This window comes from Streptomyces sp. NPDC085481 (genome assembly GCF_044541845.1).
In the GTDB taxonomy this organism is placed as follows: Bacteria; Actinomycetota; Actinomycetes; order Streptomycetales; family Streptomycetaceae; genus Streptomyces.
In genome coordinates this window covers 124806-148283 of the sequence record NZ_JBITTJ010000003.1, presented here as the reverse complement: position 1 = coordinate 148283, position 23478 = coordinate 124806, and the positions used below count along the sequence as shown (strand labels likewise).

The 23478-nt window shown below is 71.4% G+C and carries 20 protein-coding genes; 16 read left to right on the top strand and 4 right to left on the bottom strand.

Translation table 11 applies throughout. From position 1 onward, the window contains the following. The first annotated feature begins 42 nt into the window (after nucleotides 1–42). Nucleotides 43–2508, top strand: a complete 2466-nt coding sequence (locus tag ACIGEZ_RS09400) for a RelA/SpoT family protein (protein ID WP_399827911.1) — start codon at nucleotides 43–45, stop codon at nucleotides 2506–2508. A gap of 101 nt (nucleotides 2509–2609) precedes the next feature. On the opposite strand, the gene ACIGEZ_RS09395 is transcribed toward ACIGEZ_RS09400, so the two are convergent. Together ACIGEZ_RS09395 and ACIGEZ_RS09390 are read right to left on the bottom strand one after the other, a co-directional pair. Further along, nucleotides 2610–3839, bottom strand: coding sequence for a DUF349 domain-containing protein (locus ACIGEZ_RS09395; protein ID WP_399827909.1), 1230 nt, complete (start codon nucleotides 3837–3839; stop codon nucleotides 2610–2612). Nucleotides 3840–4048: 209 nt separating this feature from the next. Beyond that, nucleotides 4049–4837: a peptidylprolyl isomerase gene (locus ACIGEZ_RS09390; protein WP_399827906.1), complete on the bottom strand. Its 789-nt coding sequence runs from the start codon at nucleotides 4835–4837 to the stop codon at nucleotides 4049–4051. Between the two features lie 153 nt (nucleotides 4838–4990). Between ACIGEZ_RS09390 and ACIGEZ_RS09385 the strand changes: the two genes are divergently transcribed. The 4 genes from ACIGEZ_RS09385 (at nucleotide 4991) to ACIGEZ_RS09370 (ending at nucleotide 9200) form a co-directional block, all read left to right on the top strand. Next, nucleotides 4991–5707: an MBL fold metallo-hydrolase gene (locus ACIGEZ_RS09385; protein ID WP_399827903.1), complete on the top strand. Its 717-nt coding sequence runs from the start codon at nucleotides 4991–4993 to the stop codon at nucleotides 5705–5707. A 10-nt stretch (nucleotides 5708–5717) separates the two neighbouring features. After that, nucleotides 5718–6980 (top strand): histidine--tRNA ligase, encoded by a 1263-nt coding sequence (gene hisS, locus ACIGEZ_RS09380; protein ID WP_399827901.1) that lies wholly within the window; start codon nucleotides 5718–5720, stop codon nucleotides 6978–6980. Nucleotides 6981–7143: 163 nt separating this feature from the next. Then, complete coding sequence (locus ACIGEZ_RS09375; RefSeq protein WP_399827898.1) at nucleotides 7144–7770, top strand: vitamin K epoxide reductase family protein; 627 nt, start codon at nucleotides 7144–7146, stop codon at nucleotides 7768–7770. 74 nt (nucleotides 7771–7844) lie between these two features. Then, on the top strand, nucleotides 7845–9200 hold the full coding sequence (locus ACIGEZ_RS09370; protein ID WP_399828679.1) for a replication-associated recombination protein A: 1356 nt from the start codon (nucleotides 7845–7847) through the stop codon (nucleotides 9198–9200). A gap of 96 nt (nucleotides 9201–9296) precedes the next feature. Here ACIGEZ_RS09370 and ACIGEZ_RS09365 read toward each other — a convergent pair whose 3' ends face one another. Then, the gene (locus ACIGEZ_RS09365) at nucleotides 9297–9992 is read right to left on the bottom strand and encodes a DUF2470 domain-containing protein (protein ID WP_399827895.1); all 696 of its coding nucleotides are present in this window, start codon (nucleotides 9990–9992) and stop codon (nucleotides 9297–9299) included. A 206-nt stretch (nucleotides 9993–10198) separates the two neighbouring features. On the opposite strand from ACIGEZ_RS09365, the gene rpsD reads away from it, so the two are divergent. Continuing rightward, nucleotides 10199–10813 (top strand): 30S ribosomal protein S4, encoded by a 615-nt coding sequence (gene rpsD, locus ACIGEZ_RS09360; protein ID WP_046907488.1) that lies wholly within the window; start codon nucleotides 10199–10201, stop codon nucleotides 10811–10813. A 34-nt stretch (nucleotides 10814–10847) separates the two neighbouring features. Here the strand turns inward: rpsD and ACIGEZ_RS09355 are convergent, their stop codons facing one another. Then, nucleotides 10848–13007: an ATP-binding protein gene (locus tag ACIGEZ_RS09355; protein ID WP_399827893.1), complete on the bottom strand. Its 2160-nt coding sequence runs from the start codon at nucleotides 13005–13007 to the stop codon at nucleotides 10848–10850. A 175-nt stretch (nucleotides 13008–13182) separates the two neighbouring features. Here ACIGEZ_RS09355 and ACIGEZ_RS09350 point away from each other — a divergent pair, with 175 nt between their 5' ends. The 10 genes from ACIGEZ_RS09350 to aroQ all read left to right on the top strand — a co-directional run bounded on the left by ACIGEZ_RS09350 (nucleotide 13183) and on the right by aroQ (nucleotide 23408). Continuing rightward, on the top strand, nucleotides 13183–13614 hold the full coding sequence (locus tag ACIGEZ_RS09350; RefSeq protein WP_399827890.1) for a DUF948 domain-containing protein: 432 nt from the start codon (nucleotides 13183–13185) through the stop codon (nucleotides 13612–13614). A 5-nt stretch (nucleotides 13615–13619) separates the two neighbouring features. Then, nucleotides 13620–13970, top strand: a complete 351-nt coding sequence (locus ACIGEZ_RS09345; protein WP_399827888.1) for a hypothetical protein — start codon at nucleotides 13620–13622, stop codon at nucleotides 13968–13970. Further along, nucleotides 13970–16639, top strand: a complete 2670-nt coding sequence (gene alaS, locus ACIGEZ_RS09340; RefSeq protein ID WP_399827884.1) for an alanine--tRNA ligase — start codon at nucleotides 13970–13972, stop codon at nucleotides 16637–16639. The genes ACIGEZ_RS09345 and alaS overlap by 1 nt, the downstream gene beginning before the upstream one ends. A gap of 2 nt (nucleotides 16640–16641) precedes the next feature. Beyond that, entirely contained in the window at nucleotides 16642–17106 is a 465-nt protein-coding gene (ruvX, locus tag ACIGEZ_RS09335) for a Holliday junction resolvase RuvX (protein WP_123954413.1), read from the top strand. Nucleotides 17107–17207: 101 nt separating this feature from the next. Then, entirely contained in the window at nucleotides 17208–18947 is a 1740-nt protein-coding gene (gene mltG, locus ACIGEZ_RS09330; protein WP_399827881.1) for an endolytic transglycosylase MltG, read from the top strand. A 2-nt stretch (nucleotides 18948–18949) separates the two neighbouring features. Further along, complete coding sequence (locus tag ACIGEZ_RS09325) at nucleotides 18950–19777, top strand: shikimate dehydrogenase (protein ID WP_399827878.1); 828 nt, start codon at nucleotides 18950–18952, stop codon at nucleotides 19775–19777. A gap of 394 nt (nucleotides 19778–20171) precedes the next feature. Further along, entirely contained in the window at nucleotides 20172–21356 is a 1185-nt protein-coding gene (gene aroC, locus ACIGEZ_RS09320) for a chorismate synthase (protein ID WP_399827875.1), read from the top strand. Continuing rightward, nucleotides 21353–21874 (top strand): shikimate kinase, encoded by a 522-nt coding sequence (locus ACIGEZ_RS09315; protein WP_399827873.1) that lies wholly within the window; start codon nucleotides 21353–21355, stop codon nucleotides 21872–21874. Before aroC ends, ACIGEZ_RS09315 begins: the two co-directional genes overlap by 4 nt. Continuing rightward, a complete protein-coding gene (gene aroB, locus ACIGEZ_RS09310; protein WP_399827871.1) occupies nucleotides 21871–22965 on the top strand; it encodes a 3-dehydroquinate synthase in 1095 nt (364 codons plus the stop codon). The genes ACIGEZ_RS09315 and aroB overlap by 4 nt, the downstream gene beginning before the upstream one ends. Then, nucleotides 22962–23408 (top strand): type II 3-dehydroquinate dehydratase, encoded by a 447-nt coding sequence (gene aroQ / locus ACIGEZ_RS09305; protein WP_399827869.1) that lies wholly within the window; start codon nucleotides 22962–22964, stop codon nucleotides 23406–23408. Before aroB ends, aroQ begins: the two co-directional genes overlap by 4 nt. Nucleotides 23409–23478: the final 70 nt, after the last annotated feature.

Here is a 23478-nt window from a genome sequence, read left to right as displayed (position 1 = left end):
TCCCCCAGACTTCGTCCGGGGGGACCCCCAGAGGAGCGCTTCTTGCCAGACGAGGCCCAGCCACTCTCCGCCGCGCAGCCCGAGCAGCAGGCCGACCAGGCCGCGACGGGAGCCGCCGCGCCCCAGAACCCGCCCGCGGAGACCAGGCCCCGGCCCGCCGCCCCCGCACCGGCCCAGGCCGGCCGGCCCGCGCCGGCCACGCCGAGCCGCTCCGGCGGCTCCTCCAACCGCGTGCGCGCACGGCTCGCCCGCCTGGGCGTCCAGCGCTCCTCCCCGTACAACCCGGTCCTCGAACCGCTGCTGCGGATCGTCCGCTCCAACGACCCGAAGATCGAAACGGCGACATTGCGCCAGATCGAGCGGGCCTACCAGGTAGCCGAGCGCTGGCACCGCGGCCAGAAGCGCAAGAGCGGCGACCCGTACATCACGCACCCGCTCGCCGTCACCACCATCCTCGCCGAGCTCGGCATGGACCCCGCGACCCTCATGGCCGGGCTCCTCCACGACACCGTCGAGGACACCGAGTACGGCCTGGAGGACCTGCGCCGCGACTTCGGCGACCAGGTCACCCTGCTCGTCGACGGTGTCACCAAGCTCGACAAGGTCAGGTTCGGCGAGGCCGCGCAGGCCGAGACCGTCCGCAAGATGGTCGTCGCCATGGCCAAGGACCCGCGCGTCCTGGTCATCAAGCTCGCCGACCGCCTGCACAACATGCGCACCATGCGCTACCTCAAGCGGGAGAAGCAGGAGAAGAAGGCGCGCGAGACCCTCGAGATCTACGCGCCCCTGGCCCACCGCCTGGGCATGAACACCATCAAGTGGGAGCTGGAGGACCTCGCCTTCGCGATCCTCTACCCCAAGATGTACGACGAGATCGTCCGGCTCGTCGCCGAGCGCGCCCCCAAGCGGGACGAGTACCTCGCCATAGTGACCGACGAGGTCCAGGCCGACCTGCGCGCCGCACGCATCAAGGCCACCGTCACCGGCCGGCCGAAGCACTACTACAGCGTCTACCAGAAGATGATCGTCCGCGGCCGTGACTTCGCGGAGATCTACGACCTGGTCGGCATCCGCGTCCTCGTGGACACCGTCCGCGACTGCTACGCGGCGCTCGGCACCGTCCACGCGCGATGGAACCCGGTCCCCGGCCGGTTCAAGGACTACATCGCGATGCCGAAGTTCAACATGTACCAGTCGCTGCACACGACGGTCATCGGCCCCAACGGCAAGCCCGTCGAACTGCAGATCCGCACCTTCGACATGCACCGCCGCGCCGAATACGGCATCGCGGCCCACTGGAAGTACAAGCAGGAGGCCGTCGCCGGCGCCTCCAAGGTGCGCGCAGACGTCCCGAAGAAGACCGGCAAGGACGACCACCTCAACGACATGGCGTGGCTGCGCCAGCTGCTCGACTGGCAGAAGGAGACCGAGGACCCCTCGGAGTTCCTGGAGTCGTTGCGCTTCGACCTCTCGCGCAACGAGGTCTTCGTCTTCACCCCCAAGGGCGACGTCATAGCGCTGCCCGCCGGCGCCACCCCCGTCGACTTCTCGTACGCCGTCCACACCGAGGTCGGGCACCGCACCATAGGGGCCCGCGTCAACGGCCGCCTCGTGCCGCTGGAGTCCACCCTCGACAACGGCGACCTCGTCGAGGTGTTCACCTCCAAGGCCGCCGGCGCCGGACCCTCCCGGGACTGGCTGGGCTTCGTGAAGTCGCCGCGCGCCCGCAACAAGATCCGCGCCTGGTTCTCCAAGGAGCGCCGTGACGAGGCCATCGAGCAGGGCAAGGACGCCATCGCGCGGGCCATGCGCAAGCAGAACCTGCCGATCCAGCGGATCCTCACCGGCGACTCCCTGGTCACCCTCGCCCACGAGATGCGCTACAGCGACATCTCCTCGCTGTACGCGGCGATCGGCGAGGGGCATGTCACCGCCCAGTCCATCGTCCAGAAGCTGGTGCAGGCCCTCGGCGGCGAGGAGGCCGCGACCGAGGACATCGCCGAGACCGCCCCGCCGTCCCGCGGCCGGTCCAAGCGCCGTTCCAGCGCCGACCCCGGCGTGGTCGTCAAGGGCGTCGAGGACGTCTGGGTCAAGCTCGCCCGCTGCTGCACCCCCGTGCCCGGCGACCCGATCATCGGCTTCGTCACCCGCGGCAGCGGCGTCTCGGTGCACCGCAGCGACTGCGTCAACGTCGAGTCGCTGTCCCGTGAACCCGAGCGGATCCTCGAGGTCGAGTGGGCCCCCACCCAGTCCTCGGTCTTCCTCGTCGCCATCCAGGTCGAGGCCCTGGACCGCTCCCGGCTCCTGTCGGACGTCACGCGCGTCCTGTCCGACCAGCACGTCAACATCCTCTCGGCGGCCGTGCAGACCTCCCGCGACCGGGTGGCCACCTCGCGCTTCACCTTCGAGATGGGCGACCCGAAGCACCTCGGCCACGTCCTGAAGGCCGTACGGGGCGTGGAGGGCGTCTACGACGTCTACCGCGTCACCAGCGCCCGCAGGCCGTAAGGGCGCGCCGTAAGGGCGTAGGAGACGCCCGTACGACCGATACGAGAAGGGCCCCCGGCAACGCGCCGGGGGCCCTTCTCGTACCTCTGCCGTCTACGGCATCAGCCGCCGAACTCCTGCAGACCCTTCAGGGCCTGGTCGAGCAGCGCCTGACGGCCCTCGAGCTCGCGGGCGAGCTTGTCGGCCTTGGCGTCGTTGCCCGCGGCGCGGGCCGCGTCGATCTGCTTGTGCAGCTTGTCGACGGCGTCCTGCAGCTGGCCCGTCAGACCCGCGGCACGAGCGCGCGCCTCCGGGTTGGTACGGCGCCACTCGGCCTCCTCGGCCTCCTGGATCGCCCGCTCCACCGCGTGCATCCGGCCCTCGACCTTCGGGCGGGCGTCGCGCGGCACGTGGCCGATGGCCTCCCAGCGCTCGTTGATGGAGCGGAAGGCCGCACGGGCCGCCTTCAGATCCGCCACCGGCACCAGCTTCTCGGCCTCGCCGGCGAGCTCCTCCTTGAGCTTGAGGTTCTCCGTCTGCTCCGCGTCCCGCTCGGCGAAGACCTCACCGCGCGCCGCGAAGAAGACGTCCTGGGCGCCGCGGAAGCGGTTCCACAGCTCGTCCTCGTGCTCGCGCTGGGCCCGGCCCGCCGCCTTCCAGTCCGCCATCAGCTCGCGGTAGCGGGCGGCCGTCGCACCCCAGTCGGTGGAGTTCGCCAGCGCCTCGGCCTCGGCGACCAGCTTCTCCTTCACCTTGCGGGCGTCCTCGCGCTGCGCGTCGAGCGCGGCGAAGTGGGCCTTGCGACGCTTGGAGAAGGCCGAGCGGGCGTGCGAGAAGCGGTGCCACAGCTCGTCGTCGGACTTCCGGTCGAGCCGCGGCAGACCCTTCCAGGTGTCCACCAGGGCCCGCAGCCGTTCGCCCGCGGCGCGCCACTGCTCGCTCTGCGCCAGCTCCTCGGCCTCGACGACCAGGGCCTCCTTGGCGGAGCGCGCCTCGTCGGCCTGCTTGGCCTTCTGGGCCTTGCGCTCCTCGCGGCGGGATTCCACCGCCTCGGTCAGCTTGTCGAGCCGGGCGGACAGCGCCGCCAGGTCGCCCACCGCGTGGTGCTCCCGGACCTGCTCGCGGATGTGGTCGATCGCCGCCGTGGCGTCCTTGGCCGAGAGGTCGGTGGTCCTCACCCGCTTCTCGAGGAGGCCGATCTCGACCACCAGGCCCTCGTACTTGCGCTCGAAGTAGGCCAGCGCCTCCTCGGGAGTGCCGGCCTGCCACGATCCGACGACCTGCTCGCCCTCGGCCGTACGCACGTACACGGTGCCCGTCTCGTCGACGCGGCCCCACGGGTCGCTGCTCACAGCGCCTCCTCAACATGATGCCGTCGCGGGAGCTCGGCCCCCTGGCATCGTCCACGGTTTCCCGGCGGGTCTCGCCCGCCCTCCACAGCGCGGCCGACGGCCTGCGCTGTACAACGCCAATCTAGGCGAACGGCGGCCCGGCTGTCCGCACTCAGCACGACCGAAATTCAACGGTCACGCGCAGGTGTGGTTCCCGGGCCGCCCCCGCCTCACTTCTTGGTGACGACGGCCTTCTCGATCGTCACGGCCTTCTGCGGCGCGCCGTCGCCGGACCCGCCCTGGACGCCGGCCTTCGCCACGTCCTCGACGACCTTGACGCCGCTCGCGTCGAAGGTGCCGAAGGGGGTGTAGTTCGGCGGCAGCTTGGTGTCCTTGTAGACCAGGAAGAACTGGCTGCCACCGGTGTTCGCGCCCGCGTTGGCCATCGCGACGACGCCCTTCGGGTACGTCACGGTGCCGTCGGCGCCCGCCTTGCCGAGCCCGGTCAGGTTCTCGTCCGGGATGGAGTAGCCGGGGCCGCCGGTGCCGTCGCCCTTCGGGTCACCGCACTGGAGCACGAAGATGCCCGAAGTGGTGAGGCGGTGGCACTTGGTCCCGTCGAAGTACTTCTTGTCGGCGAGGTGCTTGAACGAGTTCACGGTGTGCGGGGCCTTGGCCGCGTCCATCGTGATCGTGATGTCGCCGACATTGGTCTTGAGGGCCATCGTGTACGCGGCCTTCTTGTCGACGGACATCGCCGGCTCGGGCTGCGAGGAGGCGCTCTGCTCCGGGCTCGGCGTGCTCGCCGGGTCGGTGGCGGCGTTGTCGGAGCTCTTCGAGCCGCCGTCCGTCAGCGCCACCGACGCGTACACGGCGCCGCCCGCGGCGAGCACCACCGCGAGCGAGGCGGCGATGACGCTGTTGCGGCGCGACCTGCGCCGTGCGTCCTCACGGCGCTGCTGCTGCCGCAGGTACTTCTCTCTGGCGAGCTGCCGCCGCCGCTGATCGCTGGTGACCACCGGGTCCGCTCCTTGTCGATCGTCTGTTCAGTCCAAGCCGGATGTGCCCGTACCGTATACGGGTTGGCTGTGGAATACGCAGCGCCGGTAGGCTCTGATCTGCTGCATTCCGTATCGCCGCAGCCTTCTGCCGGACGACAAATAAGGACGATCGTGCTGATTGCCGGGTTCCCCGCCGGGGCCTGGGGCACCAACTGCTACGTGGTCGCCCCCGCCGCAGGCGAGGAGTGCGTCATCATCGACCCGGGCCACCAGGCCGCCCAGGGAGTCGAGGAGACGCTGAAGAAGCATCGGCTCAAGCCCGTCGCGGTGGTCCTCACCCATGGCCACATCGACCACGTCGCCTCCGTCGTCCCGGTCTGCGGCGCCCATGACGTACCCGCGTGGATCCACCCCTCCGACCGGTACATGATGAGCGACCCGGAGAAGGCCCTCGGCCGCTCCATCGGGATGCCCCTCATGGGCGAACTGGCCGTGGGCGAGCCCGCCGACGTGCACGAACTCACCGACGGCGCCGAGCTGAAGCTCGCCGGCCTCGACCTCTCCGTCGCGCACGCGCCCGGCCATACCAAGGGGTCGGTGACCTTCCGGACCCCGGAGACCACGGAGATCCCCTCCGTGTTCTTCTCCGGTGACCTGCTGTTCGCCGGCTCCATCGGACGCACCGACCTGCCCGGCGGTGACATGGACGAGATGCTCGATTCGCTGGCCCGCGTGTGCCTGCCGCTCGACAACTCGACCGTGGTGCTGTCGGGGCACGGTCCCCAGACGACCATCGGCCAGGAGCGCGCCACCAACCCCTATCTGCGGCAGGTGGCGGCGGTCCGCCAGGGACACCGCAGCGCGGACGCTCCCCGACGAGGAATGTGACGAGACCCACGTGAGCACCTTCAAGGCCCCCAAGGGCACGTACGACCTGATCCCGCCCTACTCCGCCAAGTACCTGGCGGTCCGCGAGGCGATCTCCGGACCGCTGCGGAAGTCCGGCTACGGCTACGTCGAGACCCCCGGCTTCGAGGACGTCAACCTGTTCGCGCGCGGTGTCGGCGAGTCCACCGACATCGTGACCAAGGAGATGTACGCCTTCGAGACCAAGGGCGGCGACAAGCTCGCCCTGCGCCCGGAGGGCACCGCCTCCGTCCTGCGCGCCGCCCTGGAGGCGAGCCTCCACAAGCAGGGCAACCTGCCGGTGAAGCTCTGGTACTCGGGCTCCTACTACCGCTACGAGCGCCCGCAGAAGGGCCGGTACAGGCACTTCTCGCAGGTGGGCGCCGAGGCCATCGGAGCCGAGGACCCGGCGCTCGACGCCGAACTGATCATCCTGGCCGACGAGGCCTACCGCTCGCTCGGCCTGCGCGACTTCCGCATCCTGCTGAACTCCCTCGGCGACAAGGAGTGCCGCCCCGTCTACCGGGAGGCCCTGCAGGACTTCCTGCGCGGCCTCGACCTGGACGAGGAGACCCTGCGCCGCGCCGAGATCAACCCGCTGCGGGTCCTCGACGACAAGCGCGAGGCCGTGCAGAAGCAGCTGGTGGGCGCTCCGCTGCTGCGCGACTACCTGTGCGACGCGTGCAAGGCGTACCACGAGGAGGTGCGCGCGCTGATCACCGCGGCCGGCGTGGTCTTCGAGGACGACCCGAAGCTGGTGCGCGGCCTGGACTACTACACGCGGACCACCTTCGAGTTCGTCCACGACGGCCTCGGTTCGCAGTCGGCGGTCGGCGGTGGCGGCCGCTACGACGGCCTGTCCGAGATGATCGGCGGCCCGGCGCTCCCGTCGGTCGGCTGGGCGCTCGGCGTGGACCGCACGGTCCTGGCCCTGGAAGCCGAGGGTGTCGAGCTGGACATCCCCGCGGCGACCAGCGTCTTCGCCGTCGCCCTCGGGGCGGAGGCGCGCCGCGTGCTGTTCGGCAAGGTCTCCGAGCTCCGCAAGGCCGGCGTCGCCGCCGACTTCTCGTTCGGCGGCAAGGGCCTGAAGGGCTCCATGAAGGACGCCAACCGTTCCGGCGCCCGCTTCACGCTCGTCGCCGGTGAGCGCGACCTCGCCGAAGGCGTCGTCCAGCTCAAGGACATGGAGTCCGGCGAGCAGGAGCCGGTCGCCCTGGACGAGCTGGTCGGCACGGTGAAGGCGAAGCTCGCCTGACAGCAGGGCCGTACGGGAAGGGGCCCGGCCCGCGTCGCACGCGGACCGGGCCCCTTCGTCGTACGCCGCAGCCCTTACCCACCGCCCACGCGGGCCGTGGCACCCTGTGCGGCACAATGACCATGTCCCGGTCAGCGGAACGAGGAAGAGCGAGTAGAGCGACATGAGAGACGCAGCGGCCGCGAACCAGACCGCCGAGCGGGAGGACTCCCGCACCATCGGCGCCAGCCGCGCCTTCGCCTGGCTCCTGATGATCACCGGTGCCGCCGGCCTGCTCGCCTCCTGGGTCATCACCCTCGACAAGTTCAAGCTCCTCGAGGACCCGAACTTCACCCCCGGCTGCAGCCTCAACCCGATCGTCTCCTGCGGCAGCGTGATGAAGAGCGACCAGGCCGCGGCGTTCGGGTTCCCGAACCCGATGCTCGGCCTCGTCACGTACGCCGTCGTGATCGCCATCGGAGTCGGTGTCCTCGCCGGCGCCCGCTACCGCCGCTGGTACTGGCTCGGCCTCAACGCCGGCACGCTGTTCGGCGTCGGCTTCTGCACCTGGCTGATGATCCAGTCGCTGTACGAGATCAACGCGCTGTGCCTGTGGTGCTGCCTGGCCTGGGTCGCCACCATCGTCATGTTCTGGTACACGACCTCGCACAACGTCCGCCGCGGCGTGATCCCCGCCCCCGGCGGCCTGCGCACCTTCTTCGAGGAGTTCACCTGGGTGCTGCCGGTGCTGCACATCGGCATCGTCGGCATGCTGATCCTGACCCGCTGGTGGGACTTCTGGACCAGCTGAGCACCGGCTGACCAGGCCGCTGTCGCGGACGGGCCTTTCGGGGTTGTCAGTGGGCTGACTTAGGCTTCATGACCGTGGAGCCCGACCTGTATACCGCAGCCGCCGAAGAGCGCCAGGAGAAGGACCCGGCCAGCAGCCCGCTGGCCGTGCGGATGCGCCCGCGCACCCTCGACGAGGTCGTGGGCCAGCGCCATCTGCTCAAGCCTGGGTCCCCGCTGCGCCGACTGGTCGGCGACGGCGGCGGGGGACCTGCGGGTGCCTCGTCCGTGATCCTGTGGGGTCCGCCCGGCATCGGGAAGACGACCCTCGCGTACGTGGTGTCGAAGGCCACCAACAAGCGCTTCGTGGAGCTCTCCGCGATCACCGCCGGGGTCAAGGAGGTCCGGGCCGTCATCGACGGGGCCCGGCGGGCCGTCGGCGGCTACGGCAAGGAGACCGTCCTCTTCCTCGACGAGATCCACCGCTTCTCCAAGGCCCAGCAGGACTCGCTGCTCCCGGCCGTGGAGAACCGCTGGGTGACGCTGATCGCCGCCACGACGGAGAACCCGTACTTCTCCGTGATCTCCCCGCTGCTCTCCCGCTCGCTGCTGCTCACCCTGGAGCCGCTGACCGACGACGACCTGCGCGGTCTGCTGCGCCGCGCCCTCGAGGAGGAGCGCGGGCTCGGCGGAGCGGTGACCCTGCCCGAGGACGCCGAGGCCCATCTGCTGCGGATCGCCGGCGGCGACGCGCGGCGGGCCCTGACCGCCCTGGAGGCGGCGGCGGGTGCCGCGATCGCCAAGCAGGAGGCGGAGATCACCCTGGAGACGGTCGAGGAGACGGTCGACCGGGCGGCCGTGACGTACGACCGGGACGGCGACCAGCACTACGACGTGGCCAGCGCCCTCATCAAGTCGATCCGCGGCTCGGACGTGGACGCGGCGCTGCACTATCTGGCCCGGATGATCGAGGCGGGCGAGGACCCGCGGTTCATCGCCCGGCGACTGATGATCTCGGCGAGCGAGGACATCGGCCTCGCCGATCCGAACGCGCTGCCGCTGGCGGTGGCCGCGGCCCAGGCCGTCGCGATGATCGGCTTTCCGGAGGCGGCGCTGACCCTGAGCCACGCCACCATCGCGCTGGCCCTCGCCCCCAAGTCCAACGCGGCGACGAACGCGATCTTCGCCGCCCAGGCCGACGTGCGCAACGGCCTCGCGGGCCAGGTACCGCCGCACCTGCGCGACGGCCACTACAAGGGCGCGGCCAAACTCGGCCACGCCCAGGGCTACGTCTACCCCCACGACGTCCCCGGCGCCATCGCCCCCCAGCAGTACGCCCCGGACACCGTCCACGGGAGGCACTACTACGAGCCCACCCGCTACGGCGCGGAGGCGCGCTACGCGGACGTGGTGGAGAAGGTCCGCGAGCGCCTGAAGGGCGACGGCGGCTGACACCCACGCGGGGTGGCCGGCACGCACCCGAGGGCGGCAGGCACCCGCCCGAGGGCGGCAGGGCACCCGCCCGACGGCGCCCGGCGCCCGTCCGGGTCAGGCGCGGGCGGCCTCGAAGAGGCGGTGCATCTCGCGGCGCAGGGCGGAGACGTCCCGTACCGGCGCGGGGAAGTCGAAGCGGGCGTCGAAGGAGTGGTCCGGGCCCGCGCTGAAGCGGACGCGCAGGCCGAAGCGGTCGAGGGCGAGCGGGGCCACGTCACGGGTGGGGACGAGGGCCGCCGCGTGGGCGCCGAGGAGCGCGGTGAGGTCGCGCATCCGGTCGCCGTGGACCGCGTGCAGATGCTGCAGGAGCTCCGTCTCGTGGGCCTGCAGCGGGTCCGGCGCCGCCGCGGCGAACTCCTCGGGGTCGACCTCTCCGCAGCCCCACAGGTCGTCCACGTTGGCCGCGCCGACCTCCAGGCGCAGCATCATCCGGCCGGGCTCGGCGACCCCGGGCAGGCAGGTGAGCCAGCCGGAGACCCAGGCGCGGCCGCGGATGCGGTGGGGGACCGAGACGGGTGCGACGTCCGTGATCTCGAGCACGACCGGCAGCTCGTCGTCCTGGGCGTGCGTGGCGGCCCGCACGGGCGGGGCGTCGGCCGGGTACAGCAGGAAGATCTCGCCGTCGGGACCGACGGCGCGGGCCTCGGGCGCGAGCAGCTCGGGGCGGTGCCCGGCGGCCCCCGGAATCAGCAGCACCGCGGAGCATGTACTCTGTACGAGAGTTCGTGTGCGCTCGGCTGCTGACGGCATCCGCGCGATTTCAAGTCCGCTGGGACGCGGCTGACCATGAGCTGATCGGACCTCCGTCGCATCGATGCCATCCGCGTCTTCCGTGGAAGTAAGAGCATCGGTCTTTGTGCTGCCGTCCGTGATGCGCGTGGTGTTCCCCGGGCGAGACATGCGATCTCCTTGAGTAAGGTGAGCCTAACCTAACCTACAACGGAGGTCTGGAGAACGTGCCTAACCAGTCGCGTCCCAAGGTCAAGAAGTCCCGTGCGCTCGGCATCGCGCTGACGCCGAAGGCCGTCAAGTACTTCGAGGCCCGCCCCTACCCGCCGGGCGAGCACGGCCGTGGCCGCAAGCAGAACTCGGACTACAAGGTCCGTCTGCTCGAGAAGCAGCGTCTGCGCGCCCAGTACGACATCAGCGAGCGCCAGATGGCCCGCGCCTACGACCGCGCCAAGAAGGCCGAGGGCAAGACGGGCGAGGCGCTGGTCGTCGAGCTCGAGCGTCGCCTCGACGCCCTGGTCCTGCGTTCGGGCATCGCCCGCACCATCTACCAGGCCCGTCAGATGGTCGTCCACGGCCACATCCAGGTCAACGGCACCAAGGTCGACAAGCCGTCGTTCCGCGTCCGTCCCGACGACGTCGTGATGGTCCGCGAGCGCAGCCGCACCAAGCCGCTGTTCGAGGTCGCCCGTGAGGGTGGCTTCGCCGCCGACGGCGAGACCCCGCGCTACCTGCAGGTCAACCTGAAGGCCCTGGCCTTCCGCCTCGACCGCGACCCGAACCGCAAGGAGATCCCGGTCATCTGCGACGAGCAGCTGGTCGTCGAGTACTACGCCCGCTGATCTCGGCAACGGCGTAGTACCACCCCCGCGGTGTTCAGCCCGCCGCTTCCCCGCCCTTTCCGGTGGGGGAGCCGGCGGGCTTCCGCGTCTCCGGGACCGGTGCCCGGCCGCTACGGAACGGCCGCGGCCACTGCGCACCGCCCACGCCCCCGGTCATGGCCGGATCCCGCCGCTCGGCGAGCGCCCGGTCCACCAGCGCGTCCAGCGTCAGGCCGAGACCCTCGCGGTACGCGGCCGCGTAGCCCTCGCTGCCCAGCGCCTCGCCCGCCTGCCGCTCGCACAGCTCGCGCGGCCCGTTGAAGTAGCCCGAACCGAACAGCGGCAGCCCCACCGTGTCCCACACCGGCACCGCCGCCCCCTGGAGCACCGCCGCCTCCACGGCGTCGCCCTCGCCCGCCGTCACCAGCGCCAGCAGCTCGACCGCGAGGACCAGCCCCACCAGGTCGTGGAAGGCGTGGTTGATGGTGATGCACTCGGCGAGCAGCTCCCGCGCCGCCGCGTACGCGCCCCCGGTCAGCTCCGCGTACGCCAGCACGTACAGCGCGTACGCCCGCGTCCAGCGCTCACCGCGCTCCTCGCAGATCTCGCGGACCTCCGCGCACAGCGCGACCGCGCCCTCCAGATCGCCCTGGAAGGCCCGCGCCATCGCCAGCTCCACCTGACCCATCAGCACGTTGCTGTTCAGCTCGCCCAGCTCCCGGTAGGAGTCCAGGGCCCGGCCGATCAGCTCCTCGGCCCGGGGCATGTCGTCCGACAGCAGCGCCAGACACCCCATCCGGTGCGTCGCGTACGCCTGCGCCACCGCGTTGCCCGTGGCCCGCGCCCGCTCCCCGCACTCGTGCAGCGCCGCCACCGCCGCCGTCGGGTCGCCCTGCAGGATCGCCACGTAGCCGAGCACCCACAGCGCCTTCAGCCGCGCGTCCTCGTGCTCCGCCTCCGTGCCGAGCGCCCGGTCCAGCCAGTGCCGGCCCTCCGACAGCCGTCCGCACCCCGCCCAGTAGAACCACAGCGTGCCCGCCAGGTGCTGGGCCAGCGAGGCGTCCTCCGCCGACTCGAGGGACAGCTCGAGGGCGGCCCGCAGATTCGGCAGCGCCACGTCCGCGCAGGCCGCCACCTCCGCCTGCCGGGGACTGAACCACTCCAGCTCGCACCAGGTGGCGAGCCCCATGTACCAGTCCCGGTGCCGGCGCCGCATCCGCTCCGTGTCGCCCAGCGCCGCCAGCCACTCCGCCCCGTACGCGGCGACCGTGTCGAGCATCCGCAAACGCGGGCCCGCCGCCGTGTCCTCCCGCGCCACCAGCGACTGCGCGAGCAGCTCGCCCAGCACGTCCAGCACCTCGTCCGCCGGCAGGTCGGGGCCCCCGCAGACGTACTCCACCGCCTCCAGGTCGAAGGGTCCCGCGAACACCGAGAGCCGCGCCCACAGCAGCCGCTCCCGCGGCGTGCACAGCTCGTGGCTCCAGCCGATCGCCGTCCGCAGCGTCTGATGCCGGGGGAGCGCACCGCGCCGACCGCCGCCCAGCAGCCGGAACCGGTCATCGAGACGCTGCAGCACCTGCCCGACCGTGAGCAGCGGCAGCCGCCCCGCCGCCAGCTCCAGTGCGAGCGGGATCCCGTCCAGCCGCCGGCACAGCTCCCGCAGCGCCCCGTCGTCGTCCACCGGGGCCGCCCCCGACTCCGCCGCCCGCTCGGCGAGCAGCGCCATCGCGTCCCCGTCGTCCATCGGCGCCAGGGTCAGCACCGCCTCCCCGTCCACGCGCAGCGGACGGCGGCCCACCGCGAGCACGGTCAGGCCCGGACAGCCGCGCAGCAGCTCCCGCAGCAGCCCGGCGCACTCCTCCACCAGGTGCTCGAAACCGTCCACCACGAGCAGCAGCCGGCGCTCCGCGAGATGCTCGACCAGCACCTCCTGCGGCCCCCGCAGCGTGTGGTCGGTGAGACCGAGGGCCTCGACCAGCGCATGGGCCACGAGCTCGGGATCGCGCAGCGGGGCCAGCTCCGCCAGCCTTACCCCGTCGGAGTAGCGTTTCTGCGCCGCCGCGGCGGCCCGCAGGGCCAGCCGTGTCTTGCCGACCCCGCCCACACCGACGACCGTGACCAGGCGGAACTCGTCAAGCAGCCGCGCCAGTTGGTCCTGTTCCGCGGCCCGTCCCACGAACCGGTTCAGCTCCGCAGGGAGATTGCTCCGTCGCATGGGACACGGAGCGTACCCACCTGCACGCGCTCCGTACAATCGGCCCCGTACAACTCCCCTCCCACAAGCGGTAATGCGGTACGGCGTGAGACCTCCGGCGCGATAGGGTCGGAGGACTGGTAAACACGGGCCCGACGACCGTCGGGGGCCCGACGACAGCAGAGAGCGGTGCGGAGTGACCGGTGGTGAGGTTGCCGGGATCCTGGTGGCCGTGTTCTGGGCGATTCTGGTCTCGTTCCTCGCCGTGGTGCTGGTGAGGCTGGCGCAGACGCTCAAGGCGACCACCAAGCTCGTGGCGGACGTGACGGAACAGGCCGTTCCGCTGCTCGCCGACGCCTCCGCGACCGTCCGCTCCGCACAGACCCAGCTCGACCGGGTCGACGCCATCGCCTCGGACGTCCAGGAGGTCACCTCCAACGCCTCCGCGCTGTCCACCACCGTCGCCTCCACCTTCGGCGGCCCGCTCGTCAAGGTCGCGGCCTTCGGCTACGGAGTGCGCAAGGCGCTGGGCCGGGATCGTCAGGACGCGCCGCCCGCGCGCGACCGGCGTACTGTGATCGTCGGTCGCACCCTGCCGTCCGCGAGGCGCCGGAAGCAGAAGGGCTGAGCACGATGTTCCGCCGTACGTTCTGGTTCACCGCGGGCGCGGCCGCCGGCGTGTGGGCCACCACCAAGGTCAACCGGAAGCTCAGGCAGCTGACCCCCGAGAGCCTCGCGGCCCAGGCGGCGAACAAGGCCGTCGAGGCCGGCCACCGGCTCAAGGACTTCGCCCTCGACGTCAGGGCGGGCATGGTCCAGCGCGAGGCCGAGCTCGGCGAGGCGCTCGGCCTGGACGCCCCGGTCGACCCGGCCCCGGGCCACGAGCTCCCCGGCCCGCGCCGCAGGCCCGCACTGGGGCCGCACGCGGACCCCACCACGACCACCACGTATTCGTTTTCGTACAACCGGAATGAGGACCACTGATGGAGTCGGCTGAAATCCGCCGCCGCTGGCTGAGCTTCTTCGAGGAGCGCGGGCACACCGTCGTCCCTTCGGCGTCGCTCATCGCGGACGACCCGACTCTGCTGCTCGTCCCCGCCGGCATGGTGCCCTTCAAGCCCTACTTCCTGGGCGAGGTCAAGCCGCCCTTCACGCGCGCCTCCAGCGTGCAGAAGTGCGTGCGCACGCCCGACATCGAAGAGGTCGGCAAGACCACCCGCCACGGCACGTTCTTCCAGATGTGCGGCAACTTCTCCTTCGGCGACTACTTCAAGGAAGGCGCCATCAAGCTCGCCTGGGAGCTGCTGACCACCCCGGTGGAGCACGGCGGCTACGGGCTCGATCCGGAGAAGCTCTGGATCACCGTCTACCTCGACGACGACGAGGCCGAGCGCATCTGGCGCGACGTCGTCGGCGTGCCCGCAGAGCGCATCCAGCGCCTCGGCAAGAAGGACAACTTCTGGTCCATGGGCGTCCCCGGCCCCTGCGGCCCCTGCTCCGAGATCAACTACGACCGCGGCCCCGAGTTCGGCGTCGAGGGCGGCCCCGCCGTCAACGACGAGCGGTACGTGGAGATCTGGAACCTCGTCTTCATGCAGTACGAGCGGGGCCAGGGCATCGGCAAGGAGGACTTCGAGATCCTCGGCGACCTGCCGTCCAAGAACATCGACACCGGCCTCGGTCTCGAGCGCCTGGCGATGATCCTCCAGGGCGTGCAGAACATGTACGAGACCGACACCCTCAAGGTCGTCATCGACCAGGCCACCGAGCTCACCGGCGTCGCCTACGGCAAGGCCCACGACAGCGACGTCTCGCTGCGCGTCGTCGCCGACCACATGCGCACCTCCGTGATGCTCATCGGCGACGGGGTCACCCCCGGCAACGAGGGCCGCGGCTACGTGCTGCGCCGCATCATGCGCCGCGCCATCCGCAACATGCGCCTGCTCGGCGCCACCGGCCCCGTCGTCGGCGAGCTCGTCGACACCGTCATCAAGACGATGGGCGAGCAGTACCCGGAGCTGGAGACCGACCGCAAGCGCATCGAGACGGTCGCCCTCGCCGAAGAGGCCGCCTTCCTGAAGGCCCTCAAGGGCGGCACCAACATCCTCGACACCGCCGTGACCGAGACCAAGGCCGCCGGCGGCACGGTCCTCGCCGGCGACAAGGCGTTCCTGCTCCACGACACCTGGGGCTTCCCGATCGACCTCACCCTGGAGATGGCCGCCGAGCAGGGCCTGTCCGTGGACGAGGACGGCTTCCGCCGCCTGATGAAGGAGCAGCGGGAGCGCGCCAAGGCCGACGCCCAGGCCAAGAAGACCGGACACGCCGACGTCACCTCGTACCGCGAGATCGCGGACGCCGCCGGCGCCACCCAGTTCACCGGCTACACCAACACCGAGGGCGAGACCACCGTCGTCGGCCTGCTGGTCAACGGCGTCCCGTCGCCCGCCGCCTCCGAGGGCGACGAGGTCGAGGTCGTCCTCGACCGCACCCCGTTCTACGCCGAGGGCGGCGGCCAGATCGCCGACCAGGGCCGCATCAAGCTGCACTCCGGCGCCGTCATCGAGATCCGCGACGTGCAGCAGCCCGTCCCCGGCGTCTCCGTGCACAAGGGCTCGGTGCAGGTCGGCGAGGTGACCGTGGGCTCCACCGCCTACGCCGCCATCGACGTGCGCCGCCGCCGGGCCATCGCCCGCGCCCACAGCGCCACCCACCTGACCCACCAGGCGCTGCGCGACGCCCTCGGCCCGACCGCCGCCCAGGCCGGTTCCGAGAACCAGCCCGGCCGCTTCCGCTTCGACTTCGGCTCGCCGAACGCCGTTCCCGGCGCGGTCCTGACGGATGTCGAGCAGAAGATCAACGAGGTGCTCGCGCGCGAGCTCGAGGTGCACGCCGAGGTCATGCCGATCGACGAGGCCAAGCGCCAGGGCGCCATCGCCGAGTTCGGCGAGAAGTACGGCGAGCAGGTCCGCGTCGTCACCATCGGCGACTTCTCCAAGGAGCTGTGCGGCGGTACGCACGTCCACAACACCGCCCAGCTGGGTCTGGTGAAGCTGCTCGGCGAGTCGTCCATCGGCTCCGGCGTGCGCCGCATCGAGGCCCTGGTCGGCGTCGACGCCTACAACTTCCTCGCCAAGGAGCACACGGTCGTCGCCCAGCTCCAGGAGCTCGTCAAGGGCCGCCCGGAGGAGCTCCCGGAGAAGATCTCCTCGATGCTCGGCAAGCTGAAGGACGCCGAGAAGGAGATCGAGAAGTTCCGCGCGGAGAAGGTCCTGCAGGCCGCCGCCGGTCTGGTCGAATCCGCCAAGGACATCCGCGGCGTCGCCCTGGTCACCGGCCAGGTGCCGGACGGCACCGGCGCCGACGACCTGCGCAGGCTGGTCCTCGACGTCCGCGGCCGGATCCCTTCGGACCGCCCCGCCGTCGTGGCCCTGTTCACCACGGCCAACGGCAAGCCGCTGACGGTCATCGCCACCAACGAGGCCGCCCGCGAGCGCGGCCTCAAGGCCGGCGAGCTGGTCCGCACGGCCGCCAAGACCCTCGGCGGCGGCGGTGGCGGCAAGCCGGACGTCGCCCAGGGCGGCGGTCAGAACCCGCAGGCCGTCGGCGAGGCCATCGAGGCCGTCGAGCGTCTCGTGGTGGAGACCGCGTGACGATGCGTCGCGGACGCCGGATCGCGGTCGACGTCGGGGACGCCCGGATCGGGGTCGCCTCGTGCGACCCCGACGGGGTCCTGGCCACGCCGGTGGAGACCGTGCCGGGGCGTGACGTCCCGGCCGCCCACCGGCGGCTGCGCCAGATCGTCGAGGAGTACGAGCCGATCGAGGTCGTCGTGGGCCTGCCCCGCTCGCTCAGCGGGCGGGAGGGCCCGGCCGCGACGAAGGTCCGCGCCTTCGCCCGCGAGATGGCCAAGGGCATCGCCCCGGTCCCGGTCCGGCTGGTCGACGAGCGGATGACGACGGTGACGGCGACCCAGGGCCTGCGGGCCTCCGGGGTGAAGTCGAAGAAGGGGCGGTCCGTCATCGATCAGGCCGCCGCTGTGATCATCCTTCAGAACGCTCTTGAGTCCGAACGGGTATCAGGTAATCCGCCCGGTGAGGGCGTCGAAGTGGTCATCTGATCGCGATACGGTAACGTTCCGCGCGATGCGGCGGTGTTCGAACAGCTGCCGCACAACGTAGAGGCGGATCGTCCGGAAGCCTCGCGGCTGTTTGGGGATCGATGACTGAGTATGGCCGGAGCCCCGGCTCCGAACCGTGGCACCCCACGGACCCGCTGTACGGGGACCAGGGGTGGGAGGGCCAGCAGCAGTACCCGCAGCAGGCGCAGTACGGGCACCAGGGACACCAGGACCCGTACGGGCAGGGCTATGCCGACGGCATGTACCAGCAGCAGCCGCAGCAGCAGTACCAGCAGCAGGCTCAGCAGCCTCAGTACCAGCAGCAGTCGCAGCAGCCCCAGCATCCGCAGGTCTACGGAGAACAGCAGTACGGGCACCCGGGCGGTTACGACACGCCCGGGTATCCCGCACAGCAGTACGACGGCAACTGGGAGACCGGCCAGGCGGCGATGCCCTACGGCACCACCCCGGCCGATCCGTACGGCGGCCAGAACCCCGACCTCTACGGCACCCCCGAGGCCTACCCGCCGCCGCAGCCCCCGGGCCGGCGCCAGGTGCCGCCGCAGCCCGTGACCGACTGGGACGCGGAGCCGGAGGAGGAGCGGCACCCGTTCTTCACCGGTGAGGACGCGCCGGGCGACGGCCGTGGCGGCCGTGGCGGCCGCGACGAGCGCGACGACCGTGACGAGTACGACGACGAGTACGACGAGGAGCCGGCCGGCCGGCGCTCCGGACGCGAGCGTCGGGGCGGCAAGGGCAAGAAGGGCAAGAAGGCCAAGAACGGCATGGCCTGTCTGGTCGTGACGCTCGTCCTCGTCGGCGGCGTCGGCGGCATCGGCTACTTCGGCTACCAGTTCTGGCAGGGCCAGTTCGGCGCGGCGCCCGACTACGCGGGCACCGGGTCCGGCGACGTCCAGATCGAGATCCCGCAGGGCGCCGGCGGCTACGAGATCGGCAACATCCTGAAGAAGGCCGGTGTCGTCAAGAGCGTCGACGCCTTCGTCTCGGCCCAGCAGAAGAACCCCAAGGGCACCCTGATCCAGGACGGCGTCTACACGCTGAAGAAGGAGATGTCGGCGGAGAGCGCCGTCGCGCTCATGCTCAACCCGGTGAGCCAGGCCAACTTCGTGATCCCCGAGGGCAAGCGGAACGCCTGGGTGTACGAGCAGATGGACAAGCGCCTCGACCTCAAGCCCGGCACCACCAAGGACATCGCCGTCAAGCAGGCGAACAGCCTCGGCCTGCCCGACTGGGCCAAGAACCACGCCGACGTCAAGGACCCGCTGGAGGGCTTCCTCTTCCCGGCCAGCTACCCGGTCGGCAAGGGCAGCAAGCCCGAGGACGCGCTGCGCAAGATGGTGTCCCGCGCCAACGAGGAGTACGGCAAGCTCGACCTGGAGGCGAAGTCGAAGCAGCTCGGGCTCGAGGGCCCGTGGGAGCTGATCACGGTCGCGAGCCTGGTGCAGGCCGAGGGCAAGACGCACGACGACTTCACGAAGATGGCCGAGGTCATCTACAACCGTCTGAGCCCGAACAACAAGGAGACCATGCAGCTCCTGCAGTTCGACTCGTCGTACAACTACCTGATGGGTCAGAGCAAGATCAAGATCACCCGCAAGGAGATCCTGAACAACCCCGACCCCTACAACACGTACAAGCGCAAGGGCCTCACGCCGGGACCGATCGGCAACCCGGGCACGGAGGCGGTCACCGCCGCCCTCAACCCGACGAAGGACGGCTGGATGTACTTCGTCGCCACGGACGGCATGAGCAAGACCGAATTCGCCAAGACCCTCGCCGAGCACGACCGGCTCGTCGAGAAGTTCAACGCCGGGAACTGAGCATGACCTTCGCACGGCGGGCGGCCGTCCTCGGATCGCCCATCGCCCACTCCCTCTCCCCGGTGCTGCACCGGGCGGCATACCGGGAGCTCGGCCTCGACGACTGGTCGTACGACCGCTTCGAGGTCGACGAGGCCGCGCTGGCCGGCTTCGTGGGCGAGCTCGACTCGTCCTGGGCGGGGCTCTCCCTCACCATGCCGCTCAAACGGGCGATCCTGCCGCTGCTCGACGAGGTCACCGACGCGGCGGCCTCCGTCGAGGCGGTCAACACGGTCGTCCTCACCGAGGACGGCCGCCGGGTCGGCGACAACACCGACATCCCCGGCATCATCGCCGCCCTGCGTGAGCGGGGTGTGGAGAGGGTCGAATCCGCGGCCATCCTCGGCGCGGGCGCCACCGCCTCCTCGGCGCTCGCCGCCCTCGCCCGGATCTGCCCGGGTCCGGTCACGGCGTACGTGCGCAGCGAGGCGCGCGCGGAGGAGATGCGCGGCTGGGGCGAGCGGCTCGGTGTCGACGTGCGCACCGCCGGCTGGGACGACGCGGCCGAGGCCTTCGCGACCCCGCTGGTGATCGCCACCACTCCCGCGGGGACGACGGACCCGCTCGCCGCGTCCGTTCCCGAGGCGCCGGGCACCCTCTTCGACGTTCTGTACGACCCGTGGCCGACCCGTCTCGCGGCCGCCTGGTCGGCGCGCGGCGGGAAGGTGGTCGGCGGCCTCGACCTCCTGGTGCACCAGGCCGTGCTCCAGGTCGAACAGATGACCGGCCGCGTCCCGGGGCCGCTGGCCGCGATGCGGGCCGCGGGGGAGAAGGCGCTCGCCGCGCACTGAACGGCACTCGGGAACTCAAGGGGGAGACATGGGGGGTGACGTGCTGCTCGCGTCCCGGTGGGAAGCCGGATGGGATATCGCGTACCTGGTGTGGGGGCTGATCAGGGTCGCCTTCAGCGCGGGGCCGGATTGGATCCGATATCCAGTATTGGGTCTGGGGATCGCCTTCATCCTGTACACCGTCGGCCCCCGCTGCCGTGACTGGTGGCGGGAGCGGCGGAGCCCGCCGCCGGAGGTGACGGAAACCTCACTCGACACGTGAGACATGCGTCCCGACCCGTGGACCGGCGATCGATCGACCGCCAGGACGTGGGAGGATCGGGGGGAGGCGGACCAGGGCCGCGCACCCAGGTCGCGCCGTCGCAGTGCCCAGGCGCGAGCATGAGGAGCATCGTTGAGCAGGTTGCGTTGGCTGACGGCGGGGGAATCCCACGGACCCGCGCTGGTTGCAACCCTTGAGGGACTTCCGGCTGGGGTTCCGGTCACGACGGAGCTGGTGGCGGACCACCTCGCGCGGCGGCGCCTCGGTTATGGACGCGGCGCGCGCATGAAGTTCGAGCAGGACGAGGTCACCTTCCTCGGAGGTGTCCGCCACGGCCTGTCGCTCGGCTCCCCGATCGCCGTGATGGTGGGCAACACCGAGTGGCCGAAGTGGGAGAAGGTGATGTCGGCCGACCCGGTCGACCCCGCGGAGCTCAAGGAGACCGGCCGCAACGCGCCGCTGACCCGTCCGCGCCCCGGTCACGCCGACCTGGCCGGCATGCAGAAGTACGGCTTCGACGAGGCCCGGCCGATCCTGGAGCGCGCGAGCGCCCGCGAGACCGCCGCCCGTGTCGCCCTCGGCGCCGTGGCCCGTTCCTTCCTGAAGGAGGCCGCGGGCATCGAGATCGTCTCCCATGTCGTCGAACTGGCCGCCGCGAAGGCTCCGTACGGTGTCTACCCGACCCCGGCCGATGTCGAGAGGCTCGACGCCGACCCGGTCCGCTGCCTCGACGCCGACGCGTCGAAGGCGATGGTCGCGGAGATCGACCAGGCCCACAAGGACGGTGACACCCTCGGCGGGGTCGTCGAGGTCCTCGCGTACGGCGTTCCGGTGGGCCTCGGCTCCCACGTGCACTGGGACCGGCGCCTGGACGCCCGTCTGGCGGGTGCCCTGATGGGCATCCAGGCGATCAAGGGCGTCGAGGTCGGCGACGGCTTCGAGCTGGCCCGCGTCCCCGGCTCCCAGGCCCACGACGAGATCGTCAAGGGTCCCGACGGCATCACCCGCAGCTCCGGTCGCGCCGGCGGCACCGAGGGCGGCCTGAGCACCGGTGAACTGCTGCGCGTCCGCGCCGCGATGAAGCCGATCGCCACCGTCCCGCGCGCCCTCGCCACCATCGACGTGGCCACCGGCGAGGTCGCCGCCGCGCACCACCAGCGCTCGGACGTCTGCGCCGTGCCGGCGGCCGGCATCGTCGCCGAGGCGATGGTCGCGCTCGTCCTGGCGGACGCCGTCGTCGAGAAGTTCGGCGGCGACAGCGTGCCCGAGACGCGCCGCAACGTCCGGTCGTACCTCGACCACCTCCAGATCCGGTGACCGGCGGCCCGCTGGTCGTCCTCGTCGGCCCGATGGGATCCGGCAAGTCCACGGTGGGCGCGCTCCTCGCCGAGCGGCTCGGCGCCGTCTACCGGGACACCGACGCCGACATCGTCGCCGCCGAAGGGCGCGAGATCGCGGACATCTTCGTCGAGGACGGCGAGGACCACTTCCGCGCCCTCGAACGCGAAGCCGTACGCAAGGCCGTCGCCGAGCACGAGGGGATCCTCGCGCTCGGCGGCGGCGCCGTGCTCGACGAAGGCACCCGCGCCCTGCTGCGCGAACTGCCCGTCGCGTACCTCTCCATGGACGTCGAGGCGGCGGTCCGCCGCGTCGGACTCGGCGCCGCCCGGCCGCTGCTCGCCGTGAACCCGCGCCGCCAGTGGCGCGAGCTGATGGACGCGCGCCGCCACCTCTACACCGAAGTCGCCCGTGCGGTCGTCGCCACCGACGACCGCACCCCCGAAGAGGTCGCGGAAGCGGTCCTCGACGCTCTGGACCTGAAGAAGGAGACATGACGGACCAGGAAGTGACCCGTATCGAGGTCGCAGGCTCCGCGGGCACCGACCCGTACGAGGTACTGGTCGGCCGGCAGCTGCTCGGCGAGCTCCCCGGTCTGATCGGCCCCTCGGTCAGACGCGTCGCCGTGATCCACCCGGAGGCGCTCGCCGAGACCGGCGAGGCGCTGCGCGCCGACCTCGCCGACCAGGGCTACGAGGCCGTCGCCATCCAGGTGCCCAACGCCGAGGAGGCCAAGACCGCCGAGGTCGCCGCCTACTGCTGGAAGGCGCTCGGCCAGACCGGCTTCACCCGCAGCGACCTCATCGTGGGCGTCGGCGGCGGCGCCACCACCGACCTGGCCGGCTTCGTCGCCGCCACCTGGCTGCGGGGCGTGCGCTGGATCGCCGTACCGACCACCGTCCTCGCCATGGTCGACGCGGCCGTCGGCGGCAAGACCGGCATCAACACCGCCGAGGGCAAGAACCTCGTCGGCTCCTTCCACCCGCCGGCCGGTGTGCTGTGCGACCTGGCCGCGCTCGACTCGCTGCCGGTGCACGACTACGTCAGCGGCCTCGCCGAGATCATCAAGGCCGGCTTCATCGCCGACCCGGCCATCCTCGACCTCATCGAGGCCGACCCCGAGGGCGCCCGCACCCCCGCGGGACCGCACACCGCCGAACTGATCGTGCGCTCGATCCGGGTGAAGGCCGAGGTGGTCTCCGGCGACCTCAAGGAGGCCGGCCGCCGCGAGATCCTCAACTACGGCCACACCCTCGCCCACGCCATCGAGAAGAACGAGCGGTACAAGTGGCGCCACGGCGCCGCCGTCTCCGTCGGCATGGTCTTCGCCGCCGAGCTCGGGCGCCTCGCCGGACGCCTCGACGACGCCACCGCCGACCGGCACCGCGCCGTCCTCGAGTCGGTCGGACTGCCGCTCACCTACCGCGGCGACCAGTGGCCCAAGCTCCTGGAGACCATGCGGGTCGACAAGAAGTCCCGCGGCGACCTGCTGCGCTTCATCGTCCTCGACGGCCTCGGCAAGCCGACCGTCCTGGAGGGCCCCGACCCGGCCGTCCTCATCGCGGCCTACGGCGAGGTGTCCGCGTGAGCGAACCGCGCCGGGTCCTCGTCCTGAACGGCCCGAACCTCGGCCGGCTCGGCTCCCGCGAGCCCGACATCTACGGGGCGACCTCCTACAAGGGGCTCGTCGAGTCCTGCCGCAGCCTCGGCGAGGAGCTGGGCTTCGACGTCGAGGTGCGCGAGACCAACGACGAGGGCGAGATGATCCGCTGGCTGCACGAGGCCGCGGACGGGTCGATCCCCGTCGTGCTCAACCCCGGCGCCTTCACCCACTACTCGTACGCGATGCGCGACGCGGCCGCCCAGCGGACCGCGCCGCTGATCGAGGTGCACATCTCCAACCCGTACACGCGGGAAGAGTTCCGGCACACCTCCGTGGTCGCCGCCGTGGCCACCGGGACCGTCGCGGGCTTCGGGATCGGCTCCTACCGGCTCGCCCTGCGCGCGCTCGCGGAGGAGCCGACCGCCTGACCGGGCACGTCCCGCCGCCCCCGGCCGTTTCCCCTCGGGAAGCCGGGGGCGGTAACGTTCCGGCAACAGC

Excerpts from the sequence above, each read along its gene's own strand:
- ACIGEZ_RS09375 (WP_399827898.1), top strand. The coding sequence starts at position 7,144 with ATGAGAGACGCAGCGGCCGCGAACCAGACCGCCGAGCGGGAGGACTCC.
- ACIGEZ_RS09365 (WP_399827895.1), bottom strand. The coding sequence starts at position 9,992 with ATGCCGTCAGCAGCCGAGCGCACACGAACTCTCGTACAGAGTACATGC.
- ACIGEZ_RS09355 (WP_399827893.1), bottom strand. The coding sequence starts at position 13,007 with ATGCGACGGAGCAATCTCCCTGCGGAGCTGAACCGGTTCGTGGGACGG.
- ACIGEZ_RS09345 (WP_399827888.1), top strand. The coding sequence starts at position 13,620 with ATGTTCCGCCGTACGTTCTGGTTCACCGCGGGCGCGGCCGCCGGCGTG.
- alaS (WP_399827884.1), top strand. The coding sequence starts at position 13,970 with ATGGAGTCGGCTGAAATCCGCCGCCGCTGGCTGAGCTTCTTCGAGGAG.
- ruvX (WP_123954413.1), top strand. The coding sequence starts at position 16,642 with ATGCGTCGCGGACGCCGGATCGCGGTCGACGTCGGGGACGCCCGGATC.
- mltG (WP_399827881.1), top strand. The coding sequence starts at position 17,208 with ATGACTGAGTATGGCCGGAGCCCCGGCTCCGAACCGTGGCACCCCACG.
- ACIGEZ_RS09325 (WP_399827878.1), top strand. The coding sequence starts at position 18,950 with ATGACCTTCGCACGGCGGGCGGCCGTCCTCGGATCGCCCATCGCCCAC.
- aroB (WP_399827871.1), top strand. The coding sequence starts at position 21,871 with ATGACGGACCAGGAAGTGACCCGTATCGAGGTCGCAGGCTCCGCGGGC.